At 67.8% G+C, this 15,797-nt stretch carries 13 protein-coding genes and 1 pseudogene; 9 read left to right on the plus strand and 5 right to left on the minus strand.

Annotated elements, in window-relative coordinates; genetic code table 11:
• The first annotated feature begins 37 nt into the window (after positions 1 to 37).
• Positions 38 to 1,660 (plus strand): phytoene desaturase family protein, encoded by a 1,623-nt coding sequence (locus tag OG226_RS50410; RefSeq protein ID WP_329353103.1) that lies wholly within the window; start codon positions 38 to 40, stop codon positions 1,658 to 1,660.
• Complete coding sequence (locus OG226_RS50415; protein WP_329353104.1) at positions 1,657 to 1,965, plus strand: EthD family reductase; 309 nt, start codon at positions 1,657 to 1,659, stop codon at positions 1,963 to 1,965. The genes OG226_RS50410 and OG226_RS50415 overlap by 4 nt, the downstream gene beginning before the upstream one ends.
• Before the next feature lie 846 nt (positions 1,966 to 2,811).
• Here OG226_RS50415 and OG226_RS50425 read toward each other — a convergent pair.
• Positions 2,812 to 3,072 carry a hypothetical protein gene (locus OG226_RS50425; RefSeq protein ID WP_329353105.1) on the minus strand — a complete coding sequence of 87 codons (261 nt, stop codon included), beginning with the start codon at positions 3,070 to 3,072 and terminating at the stop codon, positions 2,812 to 2,814.
• Between the two features lie 38 nt (positions 3,073 to 3,110).
• On the opposite strand from OG226_RS50425, the gene OG226_RS50430 reads away from it, so the two are divergent.
• Entirely contained in the window at positions 3,111 to 3,617 is a 507-nt protein-coding gene (locus tag OG226_RS50430) for a TRAP transporter large permease subunit (RefSeq protein ID WP_329353107.1), read from the plus strand.
• 378 nt (positions 3,618 to 3,995) lie between these two features.
• Here OG226_RS50430 and OG226_RS50435 read toward each other — a convergent pair whose 3' ends face one another.
• Together OG226_RS50435 and OG226_RS50440 are read right to left on the minus strand one after the other, a co-directional pair.
• The gene (locus tag OG226_RS50435) at positions 3,996 to 4,430 is read right to left on the minus strand and encodes a hypothetical protein (protein WP_329353109.1); all 435 of its coding nucleotides are present in this window, start codon (positions 4,428 to 4,430) and stop codon (positions 3,996 to 3,998) included.
• Positions 4,431 to 4,467: 37 nt separating this feature from the next.
• Positions 4,468 to 5,211, minus strand: coding sequence for an SDR family oxidoreductase (locus OG226_RS50440; RefSeq protein WP_329353110.1), 744 nt, complete (start codon positions 5,209 to 5,211; stop codon positions 4,468 to 4,470).
• 119 nt (positions 5,212 to 5,330) lie between these two features.
• On the opposite strand from OG226_RS50440, the gene OG226_RS50445 reads away from it, so the two are divergent.
• The 5 genes and pseudogenes from OG226_RS50445 to OG226_RS51795 all read left to right on the plus strand — a co-directional run bounded on the left by OG226_RS50445 (position 5,331) and on the right by OG226_RS51795 (position 11,166).
• A complete protein-coding gene (locus tag OG226_RS50445) occupies positions 5,331 to 6,257 on the plus strand; it encodes a LysR family transcriptional regulator (protein ID WP_329353112.1) in 927 nt (308 codons plus the stop codon).
• Positions 6,258 to 6,452: 195 nt separating this feature from the next.
• The gene (locus OG226_RS50450; protein ID WP_329353113.1) at positions 6,453 to 6,782 is read left to right on the plus strand and encodes an ankyrin repeat domain-containing protein; all 330 of its coding nucleotides are present in this window, start codon (positions 6,453 to 6,455) and stop codon (positions 6,780 to 6,782) included.
• 161 nt (positions 6,783 to 6,943) lie between these two features.
• Complete coding sequence (locus tag OG226_RS50455) at positions 6,944 to 7,711, plus strand: transposase (protein WP_329347193.1); 768 nt, start codon at positions 6,944 to 6,946, stop codon at positions 7,709 to 7,711.
• 59 nt (positions 7,712 to 7,770) lie between these two features.
• Positions 7,771 to 9,393, plus strand: a pseudogene (locus OG226_RS50460) (DNA primase); the annotation flags it as partial.
• A 700-nt stretch (positions 9,394 to 10,093) separates the two neighbouring features.
• Positions 10,094 to 11,166, plus strand: a protein-coding gene (locus tag OG226_RS51795; RefSeq protein ID WP_443066971.1) for an IS630 family transposase whose coding sequence is annotated in 2 segments (ribosomal slippage) — positions 10,094 to 10,540 and positions 10,543 to 11,166 — 1,071 coding nt in all. Because the reading frame shifts where the segments join, the coding sequence is not laid out codon by codon here.
• Positions 11,167 to 11,423: 257 nt separating this feature from the next.
• Here OG226_RS51795 and OG226_RS50475 read toward each other — a convergent pair.
• Entirely contained in the window at positions 11,424 to 11,618 is a 195-nt protein-coding gene (locus OG226_RS50475; protein WP_329353116.1) for a hypothetical protein, read from the minus strand.
• A gap of 659 nt (positions 11,619 to 12,277) precedes the next feature.
• Positions 12,278 to 13,570, minus strand: a complete 1,293-nt coding sequence (locus OG226_RS50480; RefSeq protein ID WP_329353118.1) for a cellulase-like family protein — start codon at positions 13,568 to 13,570, stop codon at positions 12,278 to 12,280.
• Between the two features lie 159 nt (positions 13,571 to 13,729).
• Here OG226_RS50480 and OG226_RS50485 point away from each other — a divergent pair, with 159 nt between their 5' ends.
• The gene (locus OG226_RS50485; RefSeq protein ID WP_329353119.1) at positions 13,730 to 15,778 is read left to right on the plus strand and encodes a glycoside hydrolase family 2 protein; all 2,049 of its coding nucleotides are present in this window, start codon (positions 13,730 to 13,732) and stop codon (positions 15,776 to 15,778) included.
• Positions 15,779 to 15,797 lie beyond the last annotated feature (19 nt).

Consider the following 15,797-nt stretch of genomic DNA (forward strand, 5'->3'; position numbering starts at 1 on the left):
TACGGTTATGCGTACTCAGCTGAGGAGAGGGGCGCACATGAGCGTCGGACAGAGTTACCACCGGAGCAATGCCGGTACGTCATGGGACGCGATCGTCATCGGGTCCGGGATCGGCGGCCTCACCACCGCCGGCTTCCTCGCCCGGGCCGGACAACGGGTTCTGGTACTGGAGCGGCATTCGACGGCCGGCGGAGCCACCCAGACCTTCCGCCGGGCCGGGTACGAGTGGGACGCCGGACTGCACTACATGGGCGAGGTGCACCGTCCCGACAGCGGGCTGCGCCGGATCTTCGACCACATCACCGGCGGCAATCTTGAGTGGGCCCCGATGCCCGACGTCTACAACCGCATCGTCGTCGGCGACCGCCAGTACGAGATCCCGTCGGGCGCCGAGCGGTTCAAGGAGCGCATGACCCGGTACTTCCCGGACGAAGCCGAGGCGATCAGCCGCTACGTGGACCTGGTCTTCTCGGCCAACCGGACGGCCAAGAACTTCTTCGCGCAGCGCAGTCTGCCGCAGCCGGCCGCCGACGAGCTCTACGAGGCGATGTGCGCACCGTTTCGCGCGTTCTCCGACCGCACGGCGACGGAAGTCGTTTCGGAACTCACCGACAACGAGGAGCTCAAGACCGTCCTGTGCGGTCACTACGGCGACTACTCACTGACACCGGGGCGCGCCTCGTTCGGTATGCACGCCATGCTCATCCGGCACTACATCGACGGCGCCAACTTCCCGGTCGGCGGATCGGGCCGACTGGCCGAGACGATCAGTGAGGTGATCCGGGACGCGGGCGGAGAGGTCCTCATCGCCGCCGAAGTCTCCTCCGTGCTGCTCGACGACGAGGGGCGGGCCGGTGGTGTCACGATGGCCGACGGCCGCGTGTTCCGCGCGCCGGCAGTGATCAGCGATGCCGGCGCCCTCAACACCCTCACCCGTCTGCTGCCCGCCGAAGCGAAACGCGACGACGGCCTCGTTCGGGCGTGCCGGGCGATCGGACCCTCGCTCACCTGGGTCGTCCTCAACATCGGGCTCAAGGAGCCGGCCGACCGGCTCGGCCTGCAGGCGTCCAACATCTGGGCACACCAGGGACCGGGTATCGACGCCCAGTTCGCCGCCTATGAGGCGGATCCCCTGCACCGTCCGATGCCGGCGTACTTCCTGACCGCTGCCTCGGCCAAGGATCCGCTCTGGAACGACCGCCACCCCGGGCGGAGCACGGTCGACATCGCCGGGGTGACGACATGGTCCCTGTTCGAGCCCTTCGCGGACAGCGCCTGGATGCGTCGCGGAGGGGAGTACGAGCAGCTCAAGCAACGACTGAGCCAGGAACTGCTCGACCAGGTCCTGCGGTTCTATCCCAAGGCGGAAGGCAAGATCGATCACATGGAGCTGGCCACGCCGCTCAGCTTCAATCACTTCCTGGGCCGGACCCACGGTGACTTCATGTCGCTGGCGCACACTCCCGAACGCTTTGCGCAGCGGGGTCTGAGCGCCCACACCACGGTGCCCGGCCTGTTCCTCAGCGGCCAGGACATCGCCGCGGCCGGCGTCAGCGGCGCGGTGACGGGCGGACTCGTCGCGGCATCCGCCGTGCTCGAACGCGATCCACTCGCCGACCTCTCCACGAGGAACCTCACGTCCGCAGGAGACAGCGCATGACCGTGAAACTGATGGTGCTGTACACACAGCCCGTCGACGGCGACGCCTTCGACGAACATTACCTGGGTGTCCACGCGCCCCTCGTGGAGGCGGTTCCAGGCCTCCAGCGATGGGAGTCCGCACGCGTTTCCGGAGCCGCCGACGGCGGTGAGCAGACGTTCCATCGAGTCGCGGAGCTGTATTTCACGGACATGGAGTCCCTGGAAGCCGCGCTCGGATCCGACGAGGGACGGGCTACGGGCCGCGACTACCGGCAGATCGCGCCACCCGGCTCCCGGATGTTCATCGCCGCGCTCGACGAGTAGCTGCCGCGGTTCCCCGTTCGCGGTGAGCGGCGCACTCCCGGCACGCGGTATCCCGACGGAGGCGGCCCGTGAAGGACATGCGGCCCGGGGCAGCGGAGTTGCTCGCACAGGACAGGACGCAGCCGCAGGCAGCAGCCCTGCGGCTGCCACTTCCGGGAAGTTCGCTGACGTCTGGTACGCCCCGGCGGGCGGACGGAATGGAGTCTCTGCGGTCCGATCGTCCACAGCCGGCGCCGGTTTCCCTGTCTCATCGCCCGGGCCCGGCATGGGTGTGGTGACGCGGTGCTCGGCCGAGGTGACGCCGGGCAGGCGTTTGAAGGCGGCGCTCGGTGCGAAGGTGCTGGTGTAGCCGACCTTCACCCGGCGGCGGGTGAGGAACCGGCCGGCTCACCCAGGTCGGCCACGTGCGGGCCTTCGCCTCACTCCGAGCATCCACCGGAGCCAACGCCCACTACCGGCGACGACGTGTGCAGGGCGACTGGCATACCGCTGTCCAGCGCAACCTCTTCAACCGCATGACCGGCCGACGTCATCACTGCCTGCGGCATCGCCGGCTGTTCGACGAAAACACCGTGTTCCCTACCGAACTCGCCGCCGCAGCTTGATTCTTCGGCATGGCGAGGTGACTGCCTCGATGCCCGCGACCAGTTGCGATCACCCGGTCGAGGCTCCCGTTCGACGCGCACCCCGCAAGATCGGAACGACAACAGTCACTGGGTTTCGACGCGGGCATGGATACCGCTGATGAGGGGCTCGGCCGGATCGTAATTCGGTTCGCGCAGGTCTTTGACGTGCAGGTGGGGGACGGGCGGGGATCGACGACGGTGCCCGCCCCGGCGAGTGTTGTCAGCGGTGCGGTGTCCAGCCTTGGAGTGCGCCGTAGCAGGCGGGGATGAGCCGGTCGAGGGCCTCGTCGGTGGTGGATCCCTGGTCGACGAGGTCGAGTACTTCGCGGGGGTCGAAGAGGATGTTGTAGAGGAACAGGGCGTGGTCGAACTGCTCGTCGGGGATGCCCAGTTTGCGCATGACACCGCGGATCGGCCGCTCCCACGCGTCACGGACCGTGCCGATCACCTCGTCACCGCCCCGCAGACGCCCGAACCACATCCCCTCACCGGCGAGACAGCGGAGCCGAGGTCCACCTCGTGAGCGCCATCATCGCGCTGGCCGCATCCATCCTGGCCATCGTCGCCTGGAACGTTCTGCTGCGCCGCAACGTCGGAGAAGCGATGATCGTCGGCTTCCTGGTCACCGTGGCCTTCACCGGCGGCGACGCGCGCCAGGTGGCCTGGGACAGCCCTGCCACCGCGCTGAAGGAGCCGATCACCTTCGCGGCCCTGGCCTTCGTCTTCGTGAGTGCCGTGCTCTCCGAAGCCGGCCTCATGCAGCGCCTGGTCGACATTCTCAGCTCGCCGCTCGGTCGCTTCCGCGGCGGATCGGCCTACGCGGCCACGGCGTCCGCGGGGCTGTTCAGCACCGTCGTGCCCGCGGGTCCGGCGATCGCGGGCACCATCGGTTCCATCACCATTCCGTGGATGCGACGCACCAACACCAGCGGGGAGACGGCCGCGCTCATCACCGCGGGCATCGCGGGCCTCCTGGCGTTCGTCCGCATGTACTTCAAGTCCGAGCAGCGCGAGCGAGGGGCGTAGCCCGTGCCGGTGCTGCCGAAACAGCGGACCTGCAAGGTCGGCGCGGTCGGTCGTCTCCGGCGTCAGTCCTGTACGGAGCAGAACCACGCTGCTGAGCCACAACTGCCCAGCAGCGCGCCCGATCCGCCGGTGGGCCGTCCACGCCGCCGAAGCATGTCAGCGGCACTCGTGCAGTTGCTCCGCCGCGCGAGAGTGCGCGTGATGTCCGTCGCGGACGAGTCCGACCGTGACGGGCTCACTTCCTTCGGGTTGTACGGCGCTGGACTCGACGAGCGGCTTCGTGCCGCGGCACCTGGGGGAGTGGACGCGTTCGCCGACGTCTTCGGGGTCGGCCCTGTCGAATGTGCGGCGCTGATGACCGTGTTCTGGGCCCGTCCGTCAACTGTACAGGGACAGCGGATGGTTGGGGCCGTCCTTGAACTCGACAGTGGTGAAGATCAAGGTCGTAGGTCCCGTGTTCTCCAGGTCGTGGAGGAGGTACTGGCCGGATCGGAAGGTGAAGTGCCGGGTGTCGCCCGCCTGGTATGCGACCTCCCGGGTGGTGCCGTCGTGGGTGTGCTGGCGGCTGCGGCCATCGGTGACCGCGGTCCAGAAGTAGTCCAGGACGTGCCGGTGTGCGGATACGCGCTCGCCCGGGGCGAGGCGGATCTCCCACACGCGCACCCGGTCCGTCTCGCTCAGCAGCGTCTGGCCGACGTGGCCGTTGAACGCGTTGACCTGGAATTCCTGGAGCAGGTGCGGAGGCCATCCCTGGAAGCCGTCGGCGATCAGGTCTCCGGCGAGTGGAAGACCGCTCATGTCTTGGATACTCATGCGTCGTTCCGTTCGTGTGAGGGGCCGTCGGGTCGGCTCAGGCGAGGCGTCCGCCGCCGTCGACGTGCAGCACGGTGCCGGTGACGTAGGGGTTGGTGAGCGTGAACAGCACCGCCTGGATGACATCGTCGGGGGTGCCGACACGGCCGACGGGGTTGCTCTCGGCGGTCTGGCGCAGGAACGCCTCCTTGCCGTCGCCCATGGCGTCCCAGGCCCCGGAGTCGATGATGCCGGGGGAGATGGCGTTCACCCGTAGCGGGGCGAGTTCCACTGCCAGGGCTTCGACGAGGAAGGCCAGTGCGCCGTTCGTGGTGGCCATCACCACCCGGCCCGGTGCGGGGCGCCACGCCGCCACACCGGAGAAGAAGGTGAAGGAGCCGCCCTCACGCACCTGACCGGCCAGGTGCTTGGCGAGCAGCAGCGGGCCGATCACCTTGGCGGCGAACGCCCGCTGCACGGCTGCGAGTTCGAGTTCGGCGACCGGCCCGTTGGCCGGCATGGCAGCCGTCGAGACCAGATGGTCGAAGGGGCCGGCCTCGGTGGCGAACGAGGCGATCGAGGCCTCGTCGGCGAGATCGAGCGCCAGCACCCTGGCTGCTCCTGGCAGTTCGTCGGCCGTCGCTTTGAGCTTGCCGGTGTCCGGGCCCGCGAGGATCAGTTCGGCGCCGGCGGCCGATGTCCGCGCGGCCAGGATCCGGCCCATGCGGGAGCCGGCGCCGAGGACGACGATGCGCCGGCCTTCGAGAGACGGGGAAACGGAGCGGGGAGGGGAGGCAGACATGGAGGTACCTCTTCACTTACGCCGCACGCCGGTGCGTACGGCTCTGTCATGTCGACCTTGCGCCATGTCTCATCGATACGTCCAAGACATGCTTTCTACCGGTGGCATAACCTGGGTGTATGGCAACGCTGAGGCAGCTGGAATACCTGGTGACCGTCGTGGACACCGGGTCCTTCACCCGTGCCGCCGAGCTGCTGCATGTCTCCCAGCCCGCTCTCTCCCACCAGGTCCGTGCCCTGGAACGGGACAGCGGAGGCCCTCTCCTCGAACGGCTCCCGCGCTCGGTCCGGTTGACCCCGATGGGCCGCGCGATGCTGCCTCACGCCCGCGCCGCCCTCGCCGACGCGGGCCGGGCCCGCTCCGCGGCCCGTCGTGCGGCCGGGCTGGAAACCGGCGAGCTCCAGCTCGCAGCCGTGTACTCGGTCACCCTCGGCGTCCTCCCGCCGGTCCTGAACGTCTGGCACAAGACCCACCCGCAGATCCAGGTACGCCTGCTGGAACACCGGCACGCCGCGGAGCTTCACGACACGATGACCGCCGGACACGCCGACCTCGCGGTCGGTCCACGCCCACCAAGCTGGGACGGTCTGCTGCGCGAGCTGGGCACCGAGGAGTTCGTCGTGGTCGTCTCCGCCGACGACCCGGCCGCCGAGCAGGGCGCCACCCGCGTACGGCTCGAGACCCTCGCCGACCGCAGCTGGGTGCACTACGCCGCGGGAAACGGCCTTGCCGAGATCCTCGACCGAACCTGCGCCGCCGCCGGATTCCGCCCGCATACGGCGGTACGCACCGAACAGACCGCCGCCGCACCCCTGCTCGCCGCCGCCGGCCTCGGCCCCGCGCTGGTCCCCGCCAACGTCGTCCCGCCCGACTTCGCCGGCCGCCTGCTCCGCCCCGACCCGCCCGTACGCCGCACCCTGGCCGCCTACACCCGGTCCCGTCCGGACCCACTGACCACAGCGTTCCTCGACACTCTCGCCGAGCACGCGCGCGTCATGCCCCCACACGTCCACGACCAGTTGGTCCCTTGCCCGCCAGCAGGATGACGGCTGGCGGAGAAGGCCCGCCGGGCCGGTGGCTTGTGCGCGACGGAGCCTGGATCCGCGCACGACACGCGCGTCCTCTGCGTGCGCGTGGAGGTGAACCAGCTGGCGAAGAGCCCAGTTGGCGGGGAAGAGGAATCCGCTGTGTGTGGGGGGTGCCCCTATCCCCTTGGTCAAGCGATCGTGATGATGACGGGCATGACGGATGAGGGTCAGGGCTTGGGTCGTGAGAGCCGCCAGGGGTGGACGCAGCTGCACTTCGCGGCGGATGCGCAGGATGCCGCGGCTGTCGGCTCTCTCCTGGCGGCGGGTGCAGAGATGGATGCACCCGATGGGCAGGGCAATACGCCTTTGTGGCAGGCCGTGTTGGCGTATCGAGGCGATGGCACGGTGCTGTCGCTGCTGGTCAAGGCAGGTGCTGATCCGGACAGGGCCAACCTTCATGGTGTGAGCCTGCGGCGTCTCGCCGACTGGCGTATCGGTTCAGATGTCGCGGTGCATCTTGGGGAGCCTCCTTCCGTGCAGTGAAATTTCAGCAGGTCAGGCCTCGGCGGGCTGGGGTTCGTAGAAGGTTCCGTCGCGGAGCATGGCGAAGAGGCCACCACAGCGAATCTCATCACCCCCAGTGAGAATCGCGGCCAGCTAAGGCTTGTCCCGTAACTGCTGGTCACAGGTGAGATGATCTTGGCGTGGCTGGTGTGATCACGGCGTCGGAGCCGTCTTGGATAGCCCCGTTCACCGGGCTGAGCCCGCGTTGTTTCGGGAAGCTGGTGAGCGTGCTGCGGCGTGAAGGTGCGGACGCGGTCCGCAAGGGCCGGCCGTGGAGCCTTCCGTTGGAGGACCGGACTCTGCTGGTCGCGGCGTACTGGCGGACGAACTTGACGATGCGCCAGCTCGCCCCGCTGTTCGGGGTGTCGAAGTCGGCGGCGGACCGCATCATCGACCACCTCGGGCCGATGCTCGCGCTCCAGCCCCGAAAGCGGTTCGCCAAGGACACCGTGCTCATCGTGGACGGCACCCTGGTCCCCACCCGCGACCACTCCATCGCCGCGCAGTCCAAGAACTACCGGTACTCCACCAACCACCAGGTCGTCATCGACGCCGACACCCGCCTGGTCGTCCTGGTCGGCCGCCCGCTCGCCGGAAACCGCAACGACTGCAAGGCATGGGAAGAATCCGGCGCCAAAGCCGCCGTCGGCAAGACACTCACGATCGCCGACGGCGGCTACCCCGGCACTGGACTCGTCATGCCCCACCGCCGGCGTAAAGGCGAAGACCTGCCCGACTGGAAGCAGGCACACAACAAGTCCCACAAGCAGGTCCGAGCCCGCGTCGAGCACGTCTTCGCCCGTATGAAGACCTGGAAGATCCTCCGCGACTGTCGCCTCAAAGGCGCCGGCGTCCACCACGCCATGCTCGGCATCGCCCGACTGCACAACCTCGCCCTCACCGGATAGGCAAGCGGACCGCCACGCGGCCAACCACGCCCGAGACGACCCGAAGATCATTTACGGGACAAGCCTTAGCTTCACGCGGCGGTATCGCGCTGCGCGCTGATGCAGGCCACCGCGACCGCCAGCACGTTGAACGCATCCGCCTGGTCGAAGCACACAGAGCGGCCGCGCAGTTCTACCTCACACAGCTCAACACCACCTCCGAGGCCGCTATCGGCCGCACATTCCTCGCCGAGCGTGGTATCGACCAGGCCGCCGCCGAGTATTTCTCCGTCGGCTACAGCGTCCAGGGCTGGGACCACCTCACGCGCTACCTGCGCGGCAAGGGCTTCACCGACAAGGAACTCCTGCTCTCCGGCTTGGCCCAGGAAGGGCGCCGCGGCCCCATCGATCGTTTCCGCGGCCGACTGATGTGGCCCATCCGCAACATCGGCGGCGAAGTCGTCGGCTTCGGTGCCCGCAAGCTCCACGAGGCGGACAACGGCCCCAAGTACATCAACACGCCCGACACGGCGATCTACAAGAAGTCCCAGGCGCTGTTTGGTATCGACCTCGCGAAGAAGGACATGGCCAAGACCAACCGCGCCGTCGTGGTCGACGGCTACACCGACGTCGTGGCCTGCCACCTGGCGGGTATCCCCACCGTCGTCGCCACCTGCGGCACACTGTTCGGTGCTGACCACATCCCGATCCTGCGACGCCTCCTCAAAAATGATGGAAGCGCCCGGATCACCTTTGCCTTCGCCCATGATGGGCACGCTCATCAGTCCGCGCTGCGCATACTCGCAGACGATCAGGAGTTCGCCGCTCACTCCTACATCACCGTTGCACCTGACGGGATGGGCGCCCACGCATTGCGCCTCGCTAAAGGCGACGCGGCCGTCACGGAACTTGCTGAACCACGCACCCCACTCTTCGAGTTCATCCTGCGCAAGATCGTTGCTCGACACGACCTGGAGACGTCGGCCGGACAGAAGGCCGCCCTGGCAGAGGCTGCTCCTGCAATCGCCGGCATCACGAACAGGTCGACTCAGCACCAAGTCACGCTCCAACTCGCCGGCATGCTCGGCAGCCTGGACGAGACCTTCGTGGCCAGGGAGGTAAGCCACCTGGATCGCGAAGCGCGCGGTAGTACTAGCCAGGCTCCCACCATGCGGCGCCCGCTTTCGAACGCGAACGCCGGGACTCAGCCCAAGCCCGTGATCAATCTTCGTAACGCGGTCTATGCAACGGAGCGCGAACTACTCAAGATCGCCCTACAGCGGCCCGACCTGGTCTCCCCAGCTTTCGACGCGTACGGGATCGAGGAGTTCACTGCTCCGCCCTACGCGGCTGTGCGCCGAGCAATCATGGAAGCGGGCGGCGCCGAATACGGTGTCCAGGACCCGCAGGAGTACCTCTCCCTGGTCCGTGAAGCCACTCCCAACGATGCTGTCCGTTCCCTGATCACCGAGCTGACCGCCGAGCCGATCATGCGCAGAAACGTCGACGAAGCCTACGCAGGCGGCCAACTCGTCGCCGTCAGGCGGCGTTCAGTCGACCGGCGGATGCAGGAACTCCTGGGTGTCCTAGCCCGCGAGCACGACGAGAAGGACTCGTCGCAGTCGGCCGCTGTCCAGAAAGAAGTGTGGCTGTTGCAGCAGTACAGTCAAGCCTTGCAGGAGCGAGGTGCAGAAGCCCTGTAAACACGCTCCACCCTTGGCACTGACCTCGTGGCCGTCAATGCCCTCGACCTGGAAAATAGCTGGGCTTTCACGGACTTCAAGGCCGCGCAAATCCTCAGCTGTTCGTACCGCTGGGTCTGCCCCACGGAGTGCCAGGACGGAGATCCGTTTCAGACATAAAAAAACGACCCGCCCAAGCACGAATGCGCGAGTCGTCCCCAGCCAATTTTCTATTTCGTACTTGACTGAGGGACTATATGTTCATAACCGTCCCGAGAGGCTACGGGGCCACCGCAGTGGATGGCTGCGTTGCTCCGATCCACTCGCACACACGCTGTGCGGTGTGGAGCGAGTGCGGCTGACCGCATCCCGCGTCGACCCGGAAGAAACCAGTTACGAGCGCCAACAACAGCGCTGCCACAATCCGCGCGTATCGTAGACGCCGAAGCGACGCTCGTGCAGATACGGGCGAATCGTCAGCAACAGTCGGTGTAGTGAAGTTGGGGCGCTGCGCCCATATCGTGAATCCGATATGCCGCAGAGGCTGCATATTTGCAGCGGCCCTTTTGAGGGCCCTCCTAATTCGAGACACCTGAGTCCCTTTCGCTCAATATTCAGTTAGCGCCGGCGCCGGTTTGCACCGGCGCAACCCCGGTACTGAGCTTGAACTTGGGTTGTCGTAGCTGCTGACAGGGCTTGATCCTCGCGGTACGTCGTTGTCATGAGGTACGCGCAGGGTGGTGGACTGTCGGACGAACGTCGGCAGTTCCGCGAGGGCATTCGCATGATGGCCGCCGAACGGTTCGCTGCTGGTGAGCCGAGCTCGGCGATCGCGAAGGAGTTACGGGTCAGCGTCCGGTCCATCCAGCGGTGGCGCAGGTTATGGGACAAGGACGGTCCGCGGGCCCTGCGGTCAGCGGGAGCTGCTTCTGTGCCCCGGTTGAGCGAGGCCCAGTTCGCCCAGCTGGAGCGGGAGTTGGCGAAGGGGCCGGTCGCACACGGCTGGCCGGACCAGCGGTGGACGCTGTCCCGGATCAAGACCGTGATCGGCCGTCGGTTCCACAAGAGCTACACCCCGCAGGGGGTGCGCAAGCTGTTGATCCGGCACGGCTTCTCCTGCCAGGTGCCGGCCAGACGGGCCGTCGAGCGTGACGAGGAGAAGGTCACTGGCTGGGTGAAGGAGACCTGGCCGCAGGTGGAAGGACCGCGGCGGCGCTCGACGCGTGGATCGTCTTCGAGGACGAGTCCGGCTTCTCGATGACGCCGCCGATTGCCCGCACCTGGGCCCGACGCGGGCAGACCCCCGTGATCCGGGTCCGGGGCCGCTCCCGCCGCCGCATCTCGATCGCCGCACTGACCTGCTACAAGCCGGGTGAACGCTCCCGGCTGATCTACCGGCCGCGCCGTGACGACGGCCGACGCGACGGACGCAAGAGCTTCGCCTGGACCGACTACCGCGACCTGCTCATCACCGCCCACACCCAGCTCGGCGGCCCGATCGTGCTCGTCTGGGACAACCTCAACGTCCATCTCGCTTACGGCATGCGGCAGTTCATCGCCCGACAGGACTGGCTGACCGTCTATCAGCTGCCCTCCTACGCGCCCGATCTCAACCCGGTCGAAGGCATCTGGTCGCTGCTGCGTCGCGGATGGCTGTCCAACACCGCCTTCACCACCCCTGAGCACCTGATCCAGACCATCCGACACGGGATGAGGAAGATCCAGTACCGCCCGCACCTCATCGACGGATGCCTCGCCGAGACCGGCTTATCCCTCACCCCAACGACTTCATGAGTTCAAGCTCAGTAACCATGTTCAGCGACCGGGACACAAGCGTGCCCCCAACGGCCCTCGTCGTGCAACGAGTTCGGGCAAACCGGTCATTGAGCGCCCTGCAAGCTGGCAGTGTAGACCGCGAGTTTGACCACCCTGCGCAACGACGAAGCTCCTGGCAGACGGGTTCTCGACCAAGATCCCCCGTGTTCGCCAGGAGCTTCGCTGTTGCGCAGGACAGTCCAACTTGCGGTCAGCATCGGGATGTTGGAAATCACTCACTGCATTTCGTCGTCGGGATCCTCGGCAAGGTGTCCGTGGTGCCGGTACACCATTTCGTCGGGATGCCGTGTTACCCGTGCCAGCCGCCAGGCCGCGTCGTAGGACATGCGTCGTGGTTCTTGAGCACGTAACCGCAGGGCCAGGAGGCTGGTTGCCGGGTCGAGCAGCCAGCGTAGGGCAGTCAGCTTCATCGCCCTGCGCTCGTCTCGGCGAGGGGGTCGAGCGTGTCCTTGTCGCCACCTCTGTCAGGTGAGTCGGTGGTGGCCGGGTCGTCCGACGCCGGCCAGGGGGCATCGGTCCATCCCATCTGTTCTGCGACGGTGCGCACAGTGGTGGTGAAGCGTGCGTGTTGTCCTGGAGCATCGCCCAGTTTTTCCCTCGGGCAGCAGCGCTGCGAACTGGTCCCACAGGGGTTCGAGCAGGCATGACGGCAGGACAGGCACGAGCCCTCCGCTGATCACTGAGCGTCAAGAACTCCATGATCACCCAGGCTCGTGCCTGTCTTGCCTCCGGGTCGTCACACGGCCATTCGCCACACCTACCGCCGGGCCCTCTTAGGCGGCGCCCGAGCTCGTTCGTAGGAAACGGACCATGGCGCGGTGGCCGCAGAGGGCGCCCGGACGTCGGACGCACGGGGATCGGCGCCCCGGGGACGGCGTAGAGCCGGAGCATGTGGCCCGACAAGGCGGCACCAAGTGTCGCGGGCGTCGTCGTCGGCGGTGAAGATGCCCGACGTACAGTCGGAAGCCAGGGGCAGCCATGCTTCTCCTGGCCGCCGGCTCGTGTGCTTGCCCGGTCCCTGTGTCGGTACGGCTTGCCGCCCGCAGCTCGGGCCGCCGGGGGATCGCGTTCAGCCCGCGGTGACGCGGGAGTTGACCCGCCGCATCCAGTCCCGGTCGGTGTGCCACATGGGGTGGTGCGGGGCCGCGTTGGAGGTGAGGACGACGCCCTGGAAGCCTGCGGCGAGGCAGCGGTCGACGACGAACTCGGCGATGTCCTTGCCGACTGCGTCCTCCTCGAAGCGGGTCAGAAGTGGGGTGTATCCGACGACGCTTTCGCCGAGGACGGCAGGGATGTTGCGTTGGCGGGCGAACTCGGCGACGGAGTCGACCCACCCGGCCAGCGTCTCCCGCATGGCCTGCCGGTGTGCCGGATAGTTCTCGTAGAGCCACAGGTCCCAGCGGTCTGGGTCGACCCAGTCGTGTGCGTAGAACAGTTCGCGGGGGATCCCGGTGGCGGCCAGTCGCCAGGGTTCGTCCGGCTGGTGGTCGGTGAAGGCGGGTGCGTCGGGGCGCAGCATGGCGGCCAGTTCGGGGGTGGGCCAGGTGGTGGTCTCGGGTGCCGTTTCGGTGCCGTGGCCCAGGCCGGCCGCTTCGTACAGTGCGCCGAGGACGCCGTAGACGTAGAAGTGGAAGTGCGCGATCTGGGCCTGTTCGGGCAGGTCGTCGAGCTCGGCGGGCCAGGGCTCGCCCAGCGAGTAGGTGACGGGGATGTCGGGGTGGCGGGCCTGCAGCAGTTTGACGGCGCGTTCGAGGGGGCCGCGCAGCCGGGCGTAGTGGCCTGCGGTGCCGTCGGCGGGTACGAGGGAACAGTTGTCGACCTCGTTGTGCACCTCGACGTAGGCGACGCGGTCGAGCAGTCCGCGCTCGTCGAGGAAGTCCAGCAGGTCTGCGAGCGATTCAGCCACCGCCTCGGCGCGGTCCGGGCCGGGAACCTCGGCCAGGGCGCGGTGCCACGTATCGGTGTCGGCGAAGCTGGGGGACTGCTGGTACTCCCATGAGGACACGATCACCTGGCAGTCGTGGCGGGCGGCTGCCTCGAACAGCTCGACGAGTCGGCGCCGGCCGTCCAGCGGATAGCCGCCGCGCACGTTGTACCAGCGGGTGCGCTGTCCGAACTGATCGCCCAAGCCGCGGACTTGGATGGACTCGGGGGAGTGGACGCGTCCGGAGAACAGCAGGAAGGGCATGGCGCAGACGCGCACGGTGTTGAAGCCCCGTTCCATCGCCTCGGCGAAGGCGCGGTCGAGGTCGGCGAAGGGTTCGCCGGGTCCGGCCTGCGTGTACCAGCTGAAGTCCCACAGGGTGATGGCCAGGCGGCGCGTGCCGTCGGGCGTGGTGGCTTGCTGCGATGCGGAGGTCATGGGGTCACCCGTCGTTCGTGTGCGGAAGGGCGCCGTCGGCGGCTCGGCGGCACCACGCTAGCTCAATTCATTATTTATGAATAATCCTTGACGACGGTGGCGGGCTTGTCCAGGCTGTGGGGCGGACGAACACGTACGTGCCTCAAGGAGCCGCCCGTCATGACCGAATCCATCCATCCGTCCCGGCGCACCGTCGTCACGGCACTCGGCGCCGCCGCCTTCGTCGCTCTGCCGGCCTGGCCGGCGACGGCGCGAGCGGCAGACGGTACGACCGTGGCCCCCGCGAACGGCCCGGTGCTCGACACCCACCCGGCCACCGAGCCCTCCGGCACCCATGTACGGGATGTCGGCGGGACCAACGTCGTCTTCCAGTACGGCACAGTGCTGCCGGCCTTCGACGGCTGGCGTACCCACGAGTCCACGCGTGACTACCTGTCCCTGGACAAGCGGTGGCGCTTCCGCTTCGACCCCGAGGACCGAGGGCTCGGTGAAGGCTGGCAGTCACCGAGCCTCGACGACAGGGCGTGGGGCCGCATCGATGTCCCGGCTTCCTGGGACCTGCTGGACACGCCGGACTTCGGGTCGGAGACCGCCCCCTTCGGTCAGGGCACGGCGTTCAGCGACGGCTACGCCTGGTACCGGACCACCGTCGACGTACCCGCGTCCTGGCGCGCCCGACATGTGCGCATCGCCTTCCTGGCCGCCGGCTACAGCGCGGAGGTCTGGGTCGACGGCACGCATCTCGGCAAGCACGAAGGCGCCAACTCGCCCTTCGCGCTGCCGGTTTCGGGGGCGCTGCGGCCCGGAACTCGGCAGACGATCGCCGTGCGGGTCTTCCGCCGGGCGAGCTACACGGACTACACGGCCTCGACTCCGCAGCCGGTCACCGACGAGTACGAGGTGCCGTACAAGCCCGTCGACTACTGGCCCTACGCCGGGCTGACCCGCTCGGCCTGGATCGAGGCGGTCCCGCAGGTCACCATCGCCAAGCTGCTCGTGGCCGCAGCGAACGGGCGCCTTGAGGCGCACGCGGTCGTCGAGAACCACGGGACCTCCGACTTCGACGGTCGGCTCACGCTGGATCCGGGCCGGGGCAGCGGCGCCGGGCCCACCGACGTCGCGGCCCGGATCGCTGCCCGGTCGGCAGGCGTCGTACGGGTCGTACTCCGTGTACCCGGCGCCCCGCGATGGAGCCCGGCCTCGCCGCACACGCTCATCGCCCGCGCCACCTTGACCGCCGGGCGGCACGCCGGCCTGCGGGTGGACACACTGTCCACCGGGTACGGCGTGCGCGAACTGACCGTTGGCGAAGCGCAGTTGAAGCTGGATGGCAAGCCCGTCTTCCTCAAGGGGCTCAACTGGCACGAGGAGACGGCCGCGCACGGCAGGGCGATGACGCCGGCGGAGTACGACCGCGAACTGGGCCACCTCACGACCCTGGGCGCCAACTTCATCCGCAACTGTGTCTACAACCGCCACCCCTACGTCTACGACTGGGCGGACGCGCACGGCGTGATGGTGATGGACGACATCGACACCATGTGGCTCAACACCGCTCAGGAGAAGCTCCAGACCGAGCGCTACGGCCTCGCCCGCGCCCTGGCCCTGACGATGGCGTGGAACCAGCACAACCACCCCTCGGTGATCCTCTGGGGACTCCAGAACGAGTCGGAGATCGACACCGACGGCGCCCCGGTCTACCGGGCCTGGCTCGCCGACCTCAAGGCGGCCGTGAAGGCGGTCGACCTCACCGCCCGCCCCGTGACCTGGGCCTCCAACACCAGCAACGACCCCGCCTTCGACCTCGCTGACGTGATCGGGTTCAACGAGTACTTCGGCTACTTCTACGGCAAGGACGCCGACCTCGGCCCCACACTGGACGCCGTGCATGCGAAGTACCCCGACAAGCCGATCCTTGTCACCGAGAACGGCACCTGGGCCGTGGCCGGCACCCACGGCCCCGGCACCACGCAGGGCACCGAGGAATGGCAGGCGGCCAGCTTCACCGCCCACTGGGCGCAGGTGGCCGCGCGCAGCGAGTTCGTTGCAGGTTTCACCTACTGGGTTCTCAAGGACTACAAGGAGCGGGCCGGCTACAACCAGGCCTACAACGGCATTTCCGTGATGGGCCTGCTCACGTTCGCCGAGGAGCGGCACAAGCTCGTCTACGACGCGTTCCGCACAGCCGCCCGTCCGAAGGGCCGGTGAACCTGCGGAGCGGGGGCCG

Origin of the sequence: Streptomyces sp. NBC_01261, assembly GCF_036226385.1 — a bacterium.
Lineage (GTDB): Bacteria > Actinomycetota > Actinomycetes > Streptomycetales > Streptomycetaceae > Streptomyces.